Annotated in this window: 14 protein-coding genes; 4 read left to right on the top strand and 10 right to left on the bottom strand. The window is 70.4% G+C overall.

The window, feature by feature from the left end; translation table 11 throughout:
- Nucleotides 1–23 precede the first annotated feature (23 nt).
- Genes AC3B5L_RS15375 through AC3B5L_RS15360 form a run of 4 tightly spaced genes read right to left on the bottom strand, consistent with a single transcriptional unit; the run spans nucleotide 24 to nucleotide 4,972 of the window.
- Nucleotides 24–1,829: a BNR-4 repeat-containing protein gene (locus AC3B5L_RS15375; RefSeq protein ID WP_490095953.1), complete on the bottom strand. Its 1,806-nt coding sequence runs from the start codon at nucleotides 1,827–1,829 to the stop codon at nucleotides 24–26.
- Between the two features lie 11 nt (nucleotides 1,830–1,840).
- On the bottom strand, nucleotides 1,841–3,166 hold the full coding sequence (locus AC3B5L_RS15370) for an extracellular solute-binding protein (protein ID WP_259953302.1): 1,326 nt from the start codon (nucleotides 3,164–3,166) through the stop codon (nucleotides 1,841–1,843).
- Between the two features lie 49 nt (nucleotides 3,167–3,215).
- Nucleotides 3,216–4,121: a carbohydrate ABC transporter permease gene (locus AC3B5L_RS15365; RefSeq protein WP_101848185.1), complete on the bottom strand. Its 906-nt coding sequence runs from the start codon at nucleotides 4,119–4,121 to the stop codon at nucleotides 3,216–3,218.
- A complete protein-coding gene (locus AC3B5L_RS15360; RefSeq protein ID WP_174235390.1) occupies nucleotides 4,118–4,972 on the bottom strand; it encodes a carbohydrate ABC transporter permease in 855 nt (284 codons plus the stop codon). The genes AC3B5L_RS15365 and AC3B5L_RS15360 overlap by 4 nt, the downstream gene beginning before the upstream one ends.
- 246 nt (nucleotides 4,973–5,218) lie before the next feature.
- On the opposite strand from AC3B5L_RS15360, the gene AC3B5L_RS15355 reads away from it, so the two are divergent.
- The 4 genes from AC3B5L_RS15355 (at nucleotide 5,219) to AC3B5L_RS15340 (ending at nucleotide 11,162) form a co-directional block, all read left to right on the top strand.
- A complete protein-coding gene (locus tag AC3B5L_RS15355; RefSeq protein WP_187662507.1) occupies nucleotides 5,219–5,662 on the top strand; it encodes a hypothetical protein in 444 nt (147 codons plus the stop codon).
- Between the two features lie 160 nt (nucleotides 5,663–5,822).
- On the top strand, nucleotides 5,823–9,896 hold the full coding sequence (locus AC3B5L_RS15350) for an Ig-like domain-containing protein (protein WP_259953309.1): 4,074 nt from the start codon (nucleotides 5,823–5,825) through the stop codon (nucleotides 9,894–9,896).
- The gene (locus tag AC3B5L_RS15345; protein WP_259953311.1) at nucleotides 9,887–10,492 is read left to right on the top strand and encodes an SGNH/GDSL hydrolase family protein; all 606 of its coding nucleotides are present in this window, start codon (nucleotides 9,887–9,889) and stop codon (nucleotides 10,490–10,492) included. The genes AC3B5L_RS15350 and AC3B5L_RS15345 overlap by 10 nt, the downstream gene beginning before the upstream one ends.
- Nucleotides 10,493–10,511: 19 nt before the next feature.
- Nucleotides 10,512–11,162 carry a GntR family transcriptional regulator gene (locus AC3B5L_RS15340; RefSeq protein ID WP_136051814.1) on the top strand — a complete coding sequence of 217 codons (651 nt, stop codon included), beginning with the start codon at nucleotides 10,512–10,514 and terminating at the stop codon, nucleotides 11,160–11,162.
- Between the two features lie 174 nt (nucleotides 11,163–11,336).
- Here AC3B5L_RS15340 and AC3B5L_RS15335 read toward each other — a convergent pair whose 3' ends face one another.
- The 6 genes from AC3B5L_RS15335 to AC3B5L_RS15310 are packed head-to-tail and all read right to left on the bottom strand — an operon-like array spanning nucleotide 11,337 to nucleotide 17,611.
- Nucleotides 11,337–12,146: an amidohydrolase family protein gene (locus tag AC3B5L_RS15335; protein WP_259953315.1), complete on the bottom strand. Its 810-nt coding sequence runs from the start codon at nucleotides 12,144–12,146 to the stop codon at nucleotides 11,337–11,339.
- A gap of 21 nt (nucleotides 12,147–12,167) precedes the next feature.
- On the bottom strand, nucleotides 12,168–13,112 hold the full coding sequence (locus AC3B5L_RS15330; protein WP_259953316.1) for an aldo/keto reductase: 945 nt from the start codon (nucleotides 13,110–13,112) through the stop codon (nucleotides 12,168–12,170).
- A complete protein-coding gene (locus AC3B5L_RS15325; RefSeq protein ID WP_490095952.1) occupies nucleotides 13,082–13,864 on the bottom strand; it encodes an RraA family protein in 783 nt (260 codons plus the stop codon). The genes AC3B5L_RS15330 and AC3B5L_RS15325 overlap by 31 nt, the downstream gene beginning before the upstream one ends.
- On the bottom strand, nucleotides 13,861–15,777 hold the full coding sequence (locus AC3B5L_RS15320; RefSeq protein ID WP_259953318.1) for a DUF8034 domain-containing protein: 1,917 nt from the start codon (nucleotides 15,775–15,777) through the stop codon (nucleotides 13,861–13,863). The genes AC3B5L_RS15325 and AC3B5L_RS15320 overlap by 4 nt, the downstream gene beginning before the upstream one ends.
- Nucleotides 15,774–16,628, bottom strand: coding sequence for a carbohydrate ABC transporter permease (locus tag AC3B5L_RS15315; RefSeq protein ID WP_490095951.1), 855 nt, complete (start codon nucleotides 16,626–16,628; stop codon nucleotides 15,774–15,776). Before AC3B5L_RS15315 ends, AC3B5L_RS15320 begins: the two co-directional genes overlap by 4 nt.
- Nucleotides 16,628–17,611 (bottom strand): carbohydrate ABC transporter permease, encoded by a 984-nt coding sequence (locus tag AC3B5L_RS15310; RefSeq protein WP_490095950.1) that lies wholly within the window; start codon nucleotides 17,609–17,611, stop codon nucleotides 16,628–16,630. Before AC3B5L_RS15310 ends, AC3B5L_RS15315 begins: the two co-directional genes overlap by 1 nt.
- Nucleotides 17,612–17,689 lie beyond the last annotated feature (78 nt).

The following is a 17,689-nucleotide window of genomic DNA, read 5'->3' as shown; positions in this document are numbered from 1 at the left end:
TTCGGGAGGGGTGGTGGTGCCGCTCAGCGCGCGGCGATCGCTTCGATCTCGTAGACGCGGACGACGTCGGTGGCGGAGTCGGACGGGTCGGTGATGAGGAGTCGCACGGCGTCGGCGGTCCGTCCCTGGGCGTCGACGACGACCGTCGTCTTCGTGTTGCCGGTGATGGTGCCGACAGTGACCCAGCCGCCGGCGGTCCGGACCTGCACGGTGAAGTCGCGCAGCACCGACGTCTGCGGCGGCCCGACGGTGTAGCCGCTGCGCACCCGGACGACGTCGAGCGGCGCGGCCTCGTCCCACGCGACCGTGATGGTCGGCTGGGTGTCGGAGGCCGCCGAGATCCACCGGCTCGCATCCGTGCACCCGCCGTCAATGGCCTTCTCCGGGCCGGTGTCGGCGCGGAGCTGGGACGAGGCGGTCGCGGTGCCGCCGAGCGCCAGGTTCTCGCCGCCGGCATCGCCGCGGAGGGAGGCGACGATGGCGGAGAGGCTGGTGGTGCCGGCCTGGCCGTCGCGCGGGATCTCGGCGTGCCGCAGCGTCCCGCCGCCGGGAACAGTGGGGGCGCTGAGGTAGACGACGTCGGTGCCGTCGGCGCGGGTCGCCGCGCGGAGCCGCTGCTGGCCCACGACGGGGTCGCCCACGGTGTCGGCGGTCCATCCGGAAGCTCCGGCGGTCAGCAGCACCGTCTGACTGCGGGTGATGCCGCAGTCCTGCACCGACACCACGGCGTAGACGCGGGTCTCACCGCCCGCGGTCGTCGTGTCGAGGGCGGCGATGGTCTGCACGCCGCCACCCAGGGCGTCCGTGTCCACGAGGGTCTCACTCGTCCAGGCCGAGCCGGTCCAGGTCGCCCATCGCACGTCGAAGGCGTTCTCCGTCTCATCCGCGTACCGGTAGGTCACGCCCACGAGCTCGCCGTCGGCGAAGGCCATCTTCGCGGTCTGCACTGCCGGCACGGCGTCGCCGATGGTCTCGCCGGGCTCGTAGCCGCGCCACACGACGGCGCCGGGGGTGTCCGGGCGGATCGGGGTCGGCAGCGCCTGCCCGGCGACGTCGCGGAAGCCGCCCGTGGCCGGGTCGTAAACCGCGTACGAACCGAGGTGACGGTAGGGATCGGCGGGCCACGGACCCCACTCCCACAGCACGTGCACCTTGCCGTCCGCGTCGACCTCGAGGTCGTCCGGGTAGAAGGAGTGGTTCACGGCCGCGGCGATCGTGGTCTCCCGGCTCCACGTCCCGGCGGCGGGGTCGTAGTGGTACAGCACCCCGTCGCGGCGGGCCTGCGGGTCGGCGCCCACCCGCACCATGAGCCAGATGTCGCCGTCGGCGCCCTGCGCGGTGACCGGGTAGGAGATCGCGGCGCCGGCGTCGGGCATCTCGGCGCTCACGTCGACGAGCGAGGTCGCGTCGTAGGGCACGGTGGAGCGGAAGTACTTCCACGGCTCGTGGTGCATGGAGACGAACGCGTGGATGTACCCGTCGCCGTCGATCGCGATCGACGGCTGGTTGTGGCCGTTGTCGTCCGCATACTCCGCGCAGGCCCCGGTCGCCAGGCGCAGGCAGCCCGATGTCCACGTGCCGTCGGCGGCGCGGACGGCCAGGTTCACCTGGTGCTTCGTCGCCACCGAACCGGGCACGTTGTAGGCGAAGTACGTCTCGTCGCCGTCGACGACGAGCGGGTTCCACCAGCCGGACTGGTTGGAGCTGTCGACCGTGACGGGCACGGTCTCGACGTCGGGGGTCGCGGCGGCGGCCGGAGCCGGCGCGGCGAGGACGAGTGCGGTGAGGGCGGCGGCAGCGGTGGCGCCGGCCTTCCAGCGGAGGGTCATGGCGATGCTCCTCAGCCCAGCAGCTTCTGCGCCTGGTCGCCGGCCTGCGCCATCGCGTCCTTCGCGCTCTGCTGTCCCACGAGGACGGCCTGCACGCGGTCGGCGATCACGGTCTCGATCTGGGCGTACTGCGGGTACTGCCAGAACGGGTTGGTGGTCGCGGTCGCCGTGATCTTCTCGGCGAAGCGCGAGCCGAACGCGTCGGACGCCACTTCCTTCGAGGCCTGCGCCTCCTCGGTCACGGGCGGCAGTCCGCGCAGCTCGTAGTCGCCGAGCACCGCCTTCAGGTCGCTCGTGGCCCACTGGCCGAAGTCCGCGGCCGTGCGCGTGCTGTCGCCAGCTCCGCCGCCGACGATGGCGATCGCGCCGCCCCAGACGAGGGCGCGCGGGGTGTCGCCCTTCTTCAGCACGGGGCGGGACTCGGGCACGAGCTTGGAGGCGAGGTCCGGATCCGGCGAGTCCTTCGTGACGGACGCGCGGCCCACGGGGGCGTCGTCGTAGATGGCGGCGCGGCCCTGGGAGAACAGCGAGCGGGCGTCGAAGCGGTCGACGTCGGCGGCGATGAGCCCCTGGTCGTACAGCGACTTGTACCAGGTGACCGCTTCGATGCTCGCGTCGTCGCCGATCGTCACCTTGCCGTCCTTGACGAGGTCGCTGCCGAACGTCTGCATCCAGATGAGAACGTCCTTGAGCTGGGCGGCCTTGGTCGAGGCGGCGTAGGGGATGAGGCCGCCGCCGAGGGCCTTGAGCTTCTTCAGCGCCGCCTCGAAGTCGTCGACGGTGGTCGGGAACGTGGAGATCCCCGCCTTCTTCAGGAGCTCGGAGTTGGTGATGAGCCCGATCGCGCCGATGGTCCACGGGAACGCGTACTGCTTCCCGTCGAGCTGCGTGGCCTCCAGGCTCGACGCGGTGTAGCCGCGGCCCTTCGTGAGTGCCGAGACGTCCTCCAGCTTGCCGAGCGCGGCCAGCGAGGCGAGCCAGGCGACGTCGACGTGCGCGGCGCCGGTGAACTGCCCGCCGCGCACCTGCAGCATGAGCTGCTTGAAGTACTCGTTGTAGGGGAAGGAGACCTCGGTGATGCCGACGTCGTTGGTCTTCTTGTAGCCGTCGAGCAGCGCGCGGGTCGCCGGGGCGGCGGCCTCCTCGGTCAGCGACCAGCTGGAGAAGGAGAAGTCGGTGGCGGTGAAGTCGCCGGTGCCGAGCCCGGCGCCGGGGGAGGAGGACGGACTGCCGTTGCCGCCGCCGCTCGGCATGCAACCGGCGAGGAGGAGGCCGGCGGCGCCGAGCCCGGCGAACTGCAGGAGCTGGCGACGGGAGACGGTGGTGTTCTCGGACATGGGGGTGCTCTCTCTTCTTCGAGGGACTGCGGATGAGGGGTGGTGCGGGTCAGCCCTTGACCGCGCCGGCGGTGAGCCCGCCGACGAGGAAGCGCTGCAGGGCGATGAACGCGATGGCCACGGGGAGCGAGACCACCAGCGAAGCCGCCATGAGTTCCGGCCAGGCGGTGGACGCCTCGCCGATGAACGTGTTGACGAGTCCCGGCGGCAGGGTCTGCTTGTCGGGGCCGGCGAGCGTGAGGGCGAAGATGAAGTCGTTCCAGCCGCGGACGAACGCGAACAACCCCGCGGCGATGAGCCCGGGCGCGGCCAGGGGCAGCACGATCGAGTGGATGATGCGCATGCGGGAGGCGCCGTCGACGCGGGCGGCCTCGATGAGCTCGTCCGGGATCGTGTCGAAGAAGCCTTTCAGCATCCACACGCACAGCGGCAGCGTGAACGTCGTGAACGACAGCACGAGCGCCGTGTAGGTGTTGAGCAGGCCGTATGCCGAGAACACCGCATAGAGGGTGATGAGCAGCAGCGCCTGCGGGAACATCTGCGACGCCAGCACGAAGTACATGAGGCTGCGGCGGCCGCGATAGCGGAACTTCGAGAACGCGTAGCCCATGTACGCCGACACGAGGACCGAGAGGATCGCGGTGATGACGGAGACGACGATGCTGTTGCGGAGGTAGCCGAACAGGGCCGGGTTGTTCGCGAGGGCGGCGTAGGCCTCGAACGTGATCTCGGTGGGGAACAGCTTCGGCGGGTAGCTGAACACCTCCGTGCGGGGGGTGAGCGAGGTCGCGAGCAGCCAGTACACGGGTAGCAGGGCGAACCCGCCGAAGACGACGACGGCGATCCAGGCGCTCACGGTGGAGGCGCGGCGGTCGGCGCGGTGGCGCCGACGGCGGGGCGCGGCGGGTGGGGCGGAGACGGCGGCCACCGTCTCTTCGGTCAGCACGGCGGTCATCGCTTCTCTCCCTTCTCGGACAGGCGGACGTAGACGACGACGAGCGCCATCAGCAGGATCATCCAGAGCAGGCCGATCGCCCCGGCGTGGCCGAGGTCGAAACCGTCGAACGCGGTCTCGTACACGGCGGTCGCGAACGTCTGGGTGGAGCCGGCGGGACCGCCGCCGGTGAGGACGTAGATGATGTCGAAGTGCTGGAAGTTCCAGATGAACTCCAGCAGGATCACGAGGCCGATGATGCCGCTCATCTGCGGGACCGTGATGGAGAAGAAGCGGCGGATGGTGCCGGCGCCGTCGATCTCGGCGGCCTCGTGCAGCTCGATCGGCACGGTCTGCAGGCCCGCGAGGAGCATGACCATCATCCAGGGGAACGACTGCCAGGTCTTCGCGACGATCACGGCGATCATGGCGGTGGTGGGGTTCGCGAGCCACGCCTGCGGGGAGTCGATGAGGCCCACGGTCTCCAGGGCCGCGTTGAGCACGCCGTAGTTGGCGTTGAAGATCCACATCCAGAGGAACGACACGACCACGCCGGGGATCAGCCACGGGATGAGCATGAGGCCGCGGAGCACCTTGGCGCCGCGGATGCGCGTGTTCAGGGCGAGGGCGAGGCCGAAGCCGATCACGAACGGCGCGATGGTCGTGCCGAGGGTGAAGACGAGCGTCTGGGTGAGGAGCGGGAAGAACTCACCGGTGAGCACGTCGACGATGTTCTGGAAGCCGACGAACTCGCGGCCGGGCTCGACGAGGCTCTGCTTGTAGAACGCGGTGATGAGGGCCGTGATCAGCGGGTACACGACGACGGCGGCGAGGAGCGCGAGGCCGGGAGCCGTGAGGAGGAGCGCGAACATCCCGTCCGAGAGGCGACGGGGCCGGCGACCTGTTCCTATCTGTGAGGAAATGGTCTGTTCTGTCATCTAGGTCATCCTTGGCCTGGGGTGATGTGTCCGCACTCTCGCGGTGCGGTCTCGGGCTTCCTCAGTATTTCCGGCAGATTACAGCGACGTCAACTGGAGAGCGCAATAGTCAGAAAGTGGTGGAAAGTGTTTGTTTTGTGAACTGACTCCTTCGGAGGGAGCCCTCGGTACGATCACGACATGGGGTTCTCACTGCTCGGCCTGGCGGTGAGTCTCGCGATCTTCCTGCCGAACCTGCTGCTGATCCCCTTCCCGCCGAGGCCGAAGCTCGAAAGCCCGGCGGTGCCCCGTGTGCTCCTCGTGTTCGAGAGGGCAGGGCAGGCGCTCTGCATGACGGTCCCGGCGATCACGGCGACCGGCGCAATCGCGTGGGGGTGGGCGGTGCCGGTGGCGCTGGCGGTGCTCGCGTACGGGGCCCTCTGGATCCGCTACCTGCGTCGCGGCCGGCCCGCGTCGGCGCTGTTCGACACCGTCCTCGGCATCCCGGTCCCGATGGCCCTCGCGCCGGTGGCCGCCTTCCTCGGCACAGCGGCTTGGCTGCAGAATCCGTGGATCGCGCTGGCCGCGGTCGTCCTCGCGGTCGGGCACATCCCGACCTCCCTCCTCGCGGCTCGGGATCACTAGGCGTACTGCTCAGTGTGGGGCGGGCGTTCTGACACATCGCCGATCCGAAACGATCAGTATCGATCCTTGCTAGTCGATTATCGATTGGCTACGGTCGGAGCAGCCGCTCCCGCGGCGCCGCGCGCATCGGCCGTGCGGGAAGCGACAGTTCGGAGACGCGATGAAGCGTGTACTGGCAAGCCTGACCCTGGCGGCGGTGTTCGGATCCGCCCTCGGCGCGGCGATCCCGTCGGCGGCTGCGGCCGCGGACGATGACGCCCTCTACCTCGCGCCGGGAGGTGACGACGCGGCCTCCGGCACGATCGACGACCCCCTCGCGACGCTGGAAGGCGCCCGCGACCGGATCCGCGCGCTGAAGGCGGATTCCGCGCTCCCGAACGACGGCCTCACGGTGTACCTCCGGGAGGGCACGTACCCCCGCTCGGCGTCGTTCGAGATCGGCGCGCAGGACTCGGGCACTGCCGACGCCCCCATCACCTACCGCTCGTACCCGGGGGAGACTGCCACCCTCACCGGCGGTCGCGAGCTGCCGCGCGACCAGTTCGCCGCGGTCGACGACGCGGCGGTGACCGACCGCATCATCGACCCGGCTGCCCGCGATCGCGTGGTCGGGATCGACCTCGCCGACCTCGGCATCACCGACTACGGCCAGCTCAGCCGCCACGGCTACTGGAAGGCCAACGACGTCAGCACCACGCCGCCCATGGAGCTGTTCATCGACGGCCAGGGCATGACGCTCGCGCGGTGGCCCAACGCCGACGCGGCCACCCCGACCGTGCAGATGGGCGACATCGTCGACGCCGGGCCCGACCGCAACGACGCCGACCTGCAGGAGCGCGGCGGCACGTTCAGCTACGGCTACGACCGCCCGAAGTACTGGACCCAGGCCGAGGACGTGTGGCTGGACGGCATCTTCGGCTACAGCTGGGAGTGGTCGTACAACAAGATCGAGAGCATCGACACCGACGCGAAGACCATCACCCTCCGCTACGGCGAGATGTCCGGGATCATGAAGAGCTGGTTCCCCGACTTCCACTTCGCGCAGAACCTGCTGGAGGAGCTCGACGCCCCCGGCGAGTACTACATCGACCGCGACGCCGGGAAGCTGTACCTCATCCCCAACGCCGCGTTCACGTCGGGTCGCGGCGCCGTGACGGTGACGACCCTCGACGAGCCGATGCTGCGCGCCGACGGCGCCTCATATGTGAACTTCGACGACCTCGTGATGGAGTACGGACGCGCGACGGCCGCCGTGATCCTCGGCGGCTCGCACGTGACGATCTCGCACAGCGACATCCGCAACTTCACCGACGGCGGCGTGCTCATCAACTCGCCGGGGCGCTACACCTACGACGGCATCCCGGTGAACCGCGGCGGCCGCGACCACGCCGTCACCGACAGCCGGCTCACGCACGTCGGCGGCGTCGGCGTGGTGCTCCAGGGCGGCGACAAGACGACGCTCGAACCCGGCCGCAACCGGGTCGAGAATTCCGAGATCGCCGACTTCGCCTACTACCACAAGGCCTACAACCCCGGTGTGATGTTCGACGGCGTCGGCAACATCGCCAGGGACAACGAGATCCACGACGCTCCCCACCCCGGGATCATCGTGCACGGCAACGACCACCTGTTCGAGCGCAACGAGGTGTACGACGTCTGCAAGCAGTTCCACGACCTCGGTGCGATCTACATGAACTCCGGTAAGACCCCGCAGCAGCGCGGCCACGTGTTCCGTGAGAACTACTTCCACGACATCGGCGTCGGCATGGCGGGCGTCGAGGGCATCTACGCCGACAACTTCACGTGGGACCTCACGATCGAGAAGAACGTGTTCGTGAACATGGGCAACGGCGCGATCAAGAGCGGCTCGGCCGACTACATCGAGGCGCGCAACAACGTCTTCGTCGACGCGTACGCCCCGTACGACAACTACGAGCAGTGGATGGGCGACCAGGAGGGCAACGTCGTCGACCGCGACTACATGCCGGCCTGGGAGAAGGTGTTCGCCGACAACAACGACTTCGTGGGCACGCCGTACCTGACCAAGTATCCCGAGCTCGCGCACTTCTTCGAGGACGACCACCACTTCCCGAACCACAGCACCTTCGCCGAGAACGTCGTGTGGAACCCGAACCGGGCCCGGATGGCCGGCGTCAACGAACACGGCGCGAAGGACGGGAAGAACCTCCTGAACTACGAGGACAACTGGGTGGCCGACGCCGACCCCGGCTTCGTGGACGCCGCGAACGGCGACTACACGCTGAAGGCCGATGCGGCCGTGTTCGACCAGATCCCCGGCTTCGAGGCCATCGCCTTCGGCGAGATCGGGGTCGACGGCGCGATCGGGCAGACGCAGCAGCCGCAGACCATCCCGCTCGAGGGCATCGCGTTCGACAGCGACACGCTCACGATCGACGCGGGCGACGAGGTGCGCGTGCGCGCCGTGCCGCTGCCGTGGAACGCCGACGACGCCGCGGTGACCTACGCCTCGGCCGATGCCGCCGTCGCCACCGTGAACGACAAGGGCGTGGTGCTCGGCATGGGCCCCGGCACGACCACGGTCACGGCGACGGCGAAGGCCGATGCCACCAAGACCGCGACCATCGAGGTGATCGTCGAGGAGGGCGACGGCGTGCTGCACTTCACCGACTTCGAGTCGGGGGCGAACGGCTGGCCGACCGACCCGAACCGCTCCATTCAGGTGGATGCATCGGGCGACAAGGTGTACCGCATCCTCAAGGGCGCCAACAGCATCCTGCCGCGGGACTTCACGGAGTTCGTGCTCGACTTCGACGTCACGGCCCCGGCGACGACCCCCGCCAACGCGGGACTGATCGTCTACGACCGCAACGGCAAGGGCGGCGGCTACATCCGCTTCCGTCAGGCCGCGGCCGGTCCGACCTGGACGATCTTCGACGACGCCTGGAAGGTCGTCGCCGAGAAGGTCGTGCCGGCGGCGCAGGGCCTGACCCCCGGGGAGACGTCGCACGTCCGCATCGCGGTGCAGGACGGGCAGATCCGGATCTCCGTGAACGGGGCGATCGCGCTGGAAGGCGCCGACCCCGGGCCCGGCAAGGCCGGTCGGGTCGGGTTCTACGTGGAGAACTACGCCTCGCTCGACTTCGACGACATCGGGTTCTCGCTCTCCGGTGTTCCGGTCACGGGCGTGAGCCTGGATGCCGACGCCGTGGGACTGACCGTGGGGGAGCGGCGGTCCGTCGCGGCCACGGTCGCCCCGGAGGACGCCAGCGACGCCCGGGTCACCTGGACGACCGATGCGCCGGAGGTCGCCACGGTCTCCGGCGGCCGGATCGCGGGGGTCACGGCCGGAACCGCGACGATCACCGCGACCTCGGTCGCCGACCCGAGCCTCAGCGACACGGTCACCATCACGGTGGACGATGCCGAGTACCCGACCACCCGCCTCGACGGCCAGCTGAAGGACGGGGCGAACTGGAGTCAGTCCGACCACATCGCCGTGGACGACACCGGCGTCGTGATCAGCGGCCAGGGCGTGCACGGCTACGAGGCCGAGCGCTTCGGCGACACCCTGCTGCAGTTCGAGGCGGAGTTCGGTGCCTTCGACGGCGGCTGGTACGGCTTCCAGGCGCGCTCCGATCAGACCGGGCTCCCCGCCTGGCAGAACTCCAACACCGGCTACCTCGCGGTGATCAAGGAGGACGTGATCGAGTTCCAGAGCTGGACCCCGGGCCAGACCATGCTCGACAGCATCCCCAACACGGTCATCGAGCCGGGATCCACGCACCGCATCGAGTTCGGGACCGTCGCCGAGGACGGTGGCACCCGCATCGTGCTCCGGGTGGACGACGTGACCGTGTGGAACATGGTCGACGCCAGGGAGAACCTCCGCATCGGTGCCGACGGCTTCTTCAACGTCTACCACTACGGCAAGACGAACACCCTGGCCGTGCGGCCGACGCCGCCGCCCGCGACGGTGACCGGCATCTGCTGGGCCCCCGAGGCAGACCCGAAGACCCGCTACGTGCGCGGCGAGGAGCTCGACGTGACCGGAATGCTGCTGGGGGTGGACTGGAGCGACGGCTCCCGCACCACGCAGCAGGTGACGGCGGACATGGTCAGCGGCTTCGACAGCAGCAAGGTGCGCCCGCACCACACGCTCACCGTGACGTACGCTGGCGCGAGCGTCGAGCTCCCGATCTCGGTGCGACCCAAGCTCAAGAACGACGAACAGGACGTGCCACGATGCGGGTGACCTTCATCGGAGACTCGATCACCGACGCGGGGCGCGATCGCTCCGACCCCGGGTCCTTCGGCGATGGCTACGTGTCGCTCCTCGCGCCCGAGCTGCAGGCGGCGGGAGCCACGGTCCGCAACCTCGGGATCGCCGGGGACCGCGCCCGCGACATCGCCGCCCGGTGGGACGCGGAGCTGCTGCCGACGGCGCCGGAGCTGCTGACCGTGTACGTCGGCGTGAACGACATGTGGCGACGCTTCGACAGCGACGACCCGACCCCAGCCGAGGACTTCGAAGCGACGCTCGGCGACCTCCTCGCCCGAGCGGTGGCGACGCACGCCCCGCGACTGATCCTCATGGAGCCGTACTTCCTCCCGGTGACGGAGGAACAGCGCGCGTGGCTCGACGACCTCGACGGGAAACGGGCGGCCGTGCGGGCTCTCGCCGCGGAACACGGGGCGGCGTTCGTGCCCCTTCACGATGTCTTCACGGCGGCCGCGGAGGAGCATCCGGTCGTCGAGCTCGCGCCGGACGGGGTGCACCCGACGCCCCGCGGATCCGCCCTCATCGCGGATGCCTGGCGCACGGCCGCGTCCATTAGCGATAGTCGATAATGGACGTAGACTGATGGTCATGACGGATGCTCTCGGCACGGCCGGACTGCAGCGCGGACTGCTGTCTGATCAGATCTACGCGCTCATCAAGGCGATGATCAAGGACTCCACGCTGGCTCCCGGAGAGCAGCTCGTGGAGTCGCAGCTCGCCCGGCAGATGCAGGTGAGCCAGGCGCCCGTGCGCGACGCCCTCAAGCGGCTCGCCCACGAGGGTCTCGTGTCGCACGTGCGCCATCAGGGCAACTTCGTCGCGAGCTACTCCGCGGAGGAGGCGGCGCAGGCCAAGGTCGCGCGCGTCGAGCTGGAGGGGCTGGCCGGACGGCTGGCCTGCGGAGCGCTCGACCCGGCTCGCCGGGCCGAGCTCGTCGGCCTCATCGCACAGATGCACGAGGCGGCCGAGGCGGAGGACCTCGCCCGGTTCCGCGAGCTCGACTTCACCTTCCACCGTGCGGTGATCGAGGCCAGCGGCAACGTGTACCTCCCCCGCATGTGGGACCTCCTGGAGCCGAGCCTGCGCGTCATGCACGTGCTCGGCGACCCCACCTTCACGGGGGACTGGCACGAGGTCGCGGACTGGCACAAGGGCCTGCTCGACACGCTGGACGCCGGTGACGAAGAGGCCGCGTCCTCCCTGTTCCGCGCCCACGCCGCCGGCACCCTCCTCGACTGACCCCCGCGCGAGTTCGCAGTTTCGCACCGGGGTCGCACGGCTGGCCGGAGCCCCTGCGACACGGTGAGGATCCGCGACGGGGCTGCGGAGTCCCTGCGCGGGGTCGCAGTTTCGCACCGAGGCCGCACGGGTGACCGGAGTCCCTGCGACGCGGTGAGGATCTGCGACGGGGGGCTAGGCCGTGAAGGGGGAGAGGCGGTCGGCAGTGCCGGACCAGAACGCTCGGGCCTCGGAAGGGGACAGGGGAGGAAGGGCCCGCCGGGTCGCGGCGAGCACCTCTGCGTAGGTCGTGGTCCGCGTGGACATCGGCCAGTCGCTGCCGAACATCAGCCGGTCCGGGCCGAAGAGGGTGAATGCGGAGCGCAGCAGTTCCCGCGACTCCTCCGCCCCGCGCGCCGCGAGGTCGAGCCCGGACACCTTCGCCGACACGCCCGGAGCCGACGCGGCCTCGGCGAGGGCGGAGAGCCACGCGGCATCGGCCGTCCGGGCGCCGAGGCCGAGGTGGCAGAGGACGACCGCGGTGCCGGGGTGCCGTCGGGAGAGGGCGGCCACGGCGGGAAGCTGCTCCGGGCGGATGAGCAGTTCGAGGGTGCGGGCGGTCGCGCCCAGGTGCTCCGCGAGGGCGTCGAGGCCGTCCACATCGGACAGGTCAGCGGCGTACTGCGGCACCGCGGCGCGCACGCCGACCACGGCGGGGGAGAACGCGACTGCGGTGGCGCCGGCGGCCCGTCCCGGCGCGGGGGTGTACTGCAGCACCACGCGCCGCAGGTACGGGTCCCGGGCGGCCGTCGCCGTCAGCCATTCCGCCTCGGCCACCGAGTCCGCTGCTTGCACGGCGATGGCGGAGGAGACGCCGGCGTCCGTCAGCTCCCGCCCGAGGTCTGTGGCCGCGGCGTGGCGGGGAAGGCCGAGATCGTCGCGGAACCACGGGATCGGCACGGCATCCGCGTCCCAGACGTGCACGTGGGTGTCGACGATCCGCACGTCAGCTCCTGCGCCGCGCGATCACGCGGCCTCCGCGTCGAGGGTGTCCCACAGCGCGGCGGGCAGCTCGGCGTCGAGGCCGTCCACGAACGCGTCCACCTCCGCGGGCGTCCGTGCCCCGACGACCACGGCGTCCGCGCCGTGCCGCAGCGGGAACTGCACCGCGGCATCCGCGAGGCGCACGTCGTACGAGGCGCACACGGCCTGCAACCGCAGCGCCCGCTCCCGGAGCTCCGGTGGTGCGGGCTTGTACTCGAAGAACGGGGAGCCGACCGGGTCGACGAGGATGCCGGAGTTGAACACGGCGGCCGCGAGCACCCCGATGCCGCGGGCCGCCGCGGTCGGCAGCAGCCGGTCCAGGGCGGTGCGGTCGAGCAGAGTGAGTCGTCCGGCCTCCATCACCACGTCGAGCGGCGCCTCGGCGACGTAGCGCTCCAGGGGGTCGAGTCGCCCGAGGCCCACACTGATCGCGCGCACCACTCCTTCGTCGCGCAACTCGACGAGCGCCGGGAGTGCTGTCGCGAACGCCGCCTCCACGTCCAGGGGGTCGTGCAGATGGAGCACGTCCACGCGATCGACGCCCAGCCGGGCGAGGCTGCCGTCGAGGCTCCTCCGCACGCCGTCCCTGCTGAGATCGACGACCGAGTCGTGCCCGCTCGCGGCTCCCGAGACCGGCCGGCCGTCCGCATCGACGAGCACCCGGCCGACCTTCGTCGCGATCACGTAGTCGTCGCGCGGGACGTCGCGGAGGGCGAGGCCGAGCTTCCGTTCGCTCTCACCCGACCCGTACAGGGGCGCGGTGTCGAAGAACCGCACGTCCCGGGCGAGCGCCGCATGCACGGTGGCCACCGCGTCGGCGTCCGCCACGGGGGCGAAGAGGTTGCCGATCGGCGCGCAACCGAGTCCGACGTCGTCGCGCGCGGCGACGGCGGGGTTCAGCGGACGGAGCTCTGGACGGAACGCCATGCCTCGTACTCCTCGCGGCTGTCGGGGGTCAGCGGGTAGTAGTCGCTCAGGCGCGCGCCCTCGTCGAGGCGGCGGCGGCTGAACACCTCCCACTCCTCATGATCGCGCGCGTCGTCCACGACCTGCGGCGCCATCGCCTGCGGCACCACGACGGGGCCGTCGTCGTCGGCGACCACGAGGTCGCCCGGCATGCACAGCGCACCGCCCACCGCGACCGGCACGTCGTACGCCCACGGCACGAGCTCCGACTGCGAGGCGTAGTGCGGGGTCGTGCCCGTCGACCACACCGGGATGCCGAGCTCGCGGATGCGGCCGGCGTCGCGGATGCGGCCGTCCACGACGATCCCCGCCCCGCCCTTGCGTGCGAAGTAACGCGCCAGGATGTCGCCGATGCACCCGGAGAAGCGGCTGCCGTAGGCCTGGATCACCAGCACGTCGCCGGGCTGCACGGCCTCGAGCACGTGCCACAGGGCGGTGTGCCGCTCGGCGTACTCCTGACCGTCGCCGGAGGCCATGTCCTCGCGCTGCGGCATGAACTGCAGCGTCAGCGCCGAGCCGACCACGCGCTGACCGAGGCTCAGCGGCTCCGGCCCGTCGATGTAGCTGCGGCGGATCCCGAGCCCGTGCAGCTTGGCGCACGCGGTGGCGGAGGAGATCGCGCCGAAGGAGTCGACCACCTCGCGCGAGGGCCGCTCGTAGGCCCCACCCCGGACGGGCAGGGCGAAGTCGGGTCGGATCAGATCGGCGCTCATGCGTCTCCTTCAGGGAACAGGTGGCGCGGCGAGCCGGTCGCACGCGCGATGGTGAGGTCGAGGTCGGCGGTGTGCGCCGGGGGCAGGGTCACCACGAGGTCGTCGTCGACATCGAGGGTCGTCGTGACGAGCGGGGCGTCCGGGGCCGTGTAGGTGCCCGACGCTCCGGGCCAGAAGCCGGGCTCCTCCCCGGTGGCGGTCACCTGGACGATCCGGTCGAGCCCGAAGCGCCCGCCGCGCAGCCGCACGGTGCGGGTGTGCACGGCGGAGGTGTTCACGAGCTGCACGCCGATGCCGTGGTCGTCGAGGCGGTGCACGAGCGCGGCGACGTCCTCCGGGAGCCCGGGTCGCGCGCGGTCCACATCCTCGTAGCGCAGAGCCGTGAAACCGAGTCCGCCGTTGTAGAGCACCTGCGGCGCTCCGCCGACGAGCTGGGTCAGCACCTCGGTCACGACGGGGTTCACGCGCTGCCAGAAGTGCAGGTGCGCGGCGTCGGGGTCGCGGTCGTCGGCGAGCATCATCGCGGCACGGCGCGCCACCTGGCCGAGCGCCATCTCCAATGCCCGCACCGGGTACTCCGGGAGGTCGCCGGAGAGATACGCGAACCAGCCGGCCTCGTGGCCCGCCTCCTCCTTGTCGCGGAACGGCGCGACGAGGTCGGTGGAGTCGGGGAGACCGGCGATCGCCGTCTCCAGCCGCTCCCGGTCAGACGCCCGTCGCGACCACCACCAGAGCCACAGCGGGAGGTCGAGTTGCAGGGGCCCGTAGTCGAACCAGCCGTCCGCGCCGTGGCGGTAGGGGACGAGCAGAGCCGGCTCGGTGGCGGCGGCGCCGAGCCGGGCCATCCACCCGCCGCGCAGGCTGTAGGTGGACTCCGCGACGCTGCCGCTGCGCGCCTCGGCGAGCACCGTGTCGAGCATGGTGCGCACGAGGTCGAGGGCGGCGTCGTCGCCTGTGACGAGCGCGTGGTTGAGGGCACCGATCAGGGCGCTCATGCCGACCGAGTGCAGCCCGTGCGGCCAGGCCCAGCCGTAGTGCCCGCCCCACCAGCGGCCGTCGTGGAGGGAGCCGACGGTGCCGTCCGGGCCGACGTTGTCGGGGAGCAGCCCGCCGTCCGCCCGCGCGCGCCAGCCGTCGACGTACCGGCGGATCCACGCGGCCGCCTCCTCGTGGCCGTCGTAGAGCCAGCGGTTCGCGGCGAGGGAGGTCGCGGCGAGGTTCACGGCGATGTCACCGGCCGCGCGGCGCTGCATCTCCTCCGCCATGCGCTGGGCGTGCGCGGGATCGGCGAGGTCTTCCCACGAGGCGATCCCGTCCACACCGTGCAGCGGCAGGCCGTAGGGGCGCATCTCGTCCCGGTCGGCCGTGTACGGCACGATCTTCTCGTCGAGCCCCTCGCGGGCCCCGAGGGCACCATTGTGCGGTGAGCGGATCATGTTGCGCTCGGCGTCGTAGTTGCCCTTCGCGGGGTCGGTGAAGAGGGCCGCGAACCGGGCGGCGCGCGCGGCGAACGCGGTGTCGGCCGGGTCGGCGGCGCAGATGCCGGCGAGGAAGAGCAGCGACTCGCCCTGGTGGAACCAGTCGTAGCCGTTGTCGTACTCCTCGGCGAGCATGCCCGCCTCGGCCAGCTGCACGGTCACGCCCTCCCAGTGCCGCTTGGCGTCGGCGAGGACCTCGTCGGGGCCGCCGAGCAGGTAGAACGCGGGCCAGTTGAAGAACGGCTCGTACAGGTCGTCCACGCCGTCGCGGTCGATGAACTCGGCGACGCCGCGGAGGCGGCCGTCCGGCAGCGTGTAGCGGTCGCGGAAGAGGCGGCGGGCCTCCTCGACCTCGGCGAAGAGCCGGCGCTGCAGCACGGCCCATGCCGGGATCGTGCGCAGCGGACGGGTGAGCGGGGTCTCCGGCACGGTCATCCCTTCGTCGCTCCGGCGACCAGGCCGCCGATGATGTGGCGCTGCATCACGATGAAGAACACCATCGCGGGCAGCACGGCCAGCAGGAGGGTCGGGAACACCTGCGTGTAGTCGGTGGAGAACTGTCCGACCGCCGCATACACCCCGGTGGTCACCGTGTAGATCCCGGAGCTCGGCCCGAGGATGATCTGCGGACTCACGAAGTCGTTCCACACCCCGATCGAGTTGAGCACCACGACCGTCGCGACCACGGGCTTCATGATCGGGAAGATGCACGCCCAGAATGCGCGGATGGGACCGGCGCCGTCCAGGGACGCCGCCTCGTCGATGTCGCGGGGCACGCTACGGAGGTAGGCGGTGAACAGGAAGATCGTCACCGGCAGGGTCGCCGCGGTCTCGAAGAGGATGAACCCGGGGATCGTGTTGATGAGCCCGAGCACCCGCAGCACGAAGACCACAGGGATCAGCGTCACCTGGCCCGGGATGAAGAGCCCGGAGACGAAGAGCAGCAGGAGTCCCAGGTGCCACTTCGACCGTCCGCGCGCGATCACGTAGGCGACGGGCGCGGCGAGGGCGATGCAGCACAGGTTCACCAGCACGACGAACAGCAGCGTGATGCCGTACGCGGCGATCACGTTGAACTTGCTGCTCGTGATCGCGGCCCACAGGTAGTCGAACGTGAACATCTGCGGAGTGATCAGCAGGGGGTTCTCGATGATGTCGGCCTGCGGTTTGAAGGCGTTGATCAGCATCGTGTACATCGGGATCAGCATCGTGGTCGCGACGACGCCGAGGACGATCCACCGGATCGCGCTGACGGCGAGGGCCGGGCGGTTGCGGGTCTGCTTCATCAGTCGGTCGCCTTCTGCTCGGCGCGGCGTCGCACCAGGGTGACGGCGAGGCCGACGACCGCGGTGACGATGAGGAGGATCATGGACTGCGCGGCGCCGAAGCCGAGGGCCGAGTTCGCGAAGGAGTCCTTGAGGATCTGGTAGACGATGGTCTGCGTCGAGCCGGCAGGCCCGCCGTCGGTGAGCGACAGCACCACGTCATACGCCTTGAGGAGCCCGACGAGCGTGAGCACGAGGTTCACGGTGAAGACGGGGGCGATGAGCGGCAGCGTGATGGAGCGGAACTGCTGCCACCGCGTGGCGCCGTCCACCGTCGCCGCCTCGTAGTACTCCGCCGGGACCGACTTGATGCCGGCGAGGAACAGGATCATGTTGAAGCCGAAGTGCGACCACACGATCGTGAAGATCACGCTCGCCTTGGCGAAGGTCGGGTCGGTGAGGAACGGCATCGCCGGGAGGCCGAGCGTGCTGAGCAGACCGTTGACGGCGCCGGTGGGGGAGAGCATCGCCGACCACAGGAAGCCGATGATGAGGGCGCTGATCACGTACGGGTAGAAGAAGACCGTCCGCAGGATCGTGTTCGAGTGGCCGGGCCCGGAGATGAGGGCGGCGATCGCGAGGCCGATGGCGTTGCAGAGGATCGTGCCGACCACGGCGATGATGCCCGTGAAGATCGCGGCCTGTATCGAGCGCGGGCTGCGGAACGCCTTGATGTAGTTGTCCCAGCCGACGAAGGTGAAATTGAGGCTGTACCCGTTCCAGTCGGTGAAGCTGAGCACCGCCGCGAGGATCATCGGTATGACGAACATCGCCAGGAACACGGCGACCGCCGGGCCTCCCATGAGGATGCCGGGGATCCGGTTCCGCCACTGCTGCAGCGCGGTGCGGCGGCGCGGGGCGGGGGTCGAGCTCATCGGCGTCGATGGTCCTGTCGGGGAGGTGGCCGCGGCCGGGGGCGGCGCGGTCGTGGTGGGCGGGGTCATGGCGGCACTCTCGTTCTCGGTGGCGCGTAAGCGGGGAGGGCGCTGGAGCAGCGCCGGGGAGGAGCCGGGGACGATGTG

This window comes from Microbacterium sp. C-MGS6, assembly GCF_058140415.1.
This window is presented reverse-complemented; position numbering and strand designations above follow the sequence as displayed.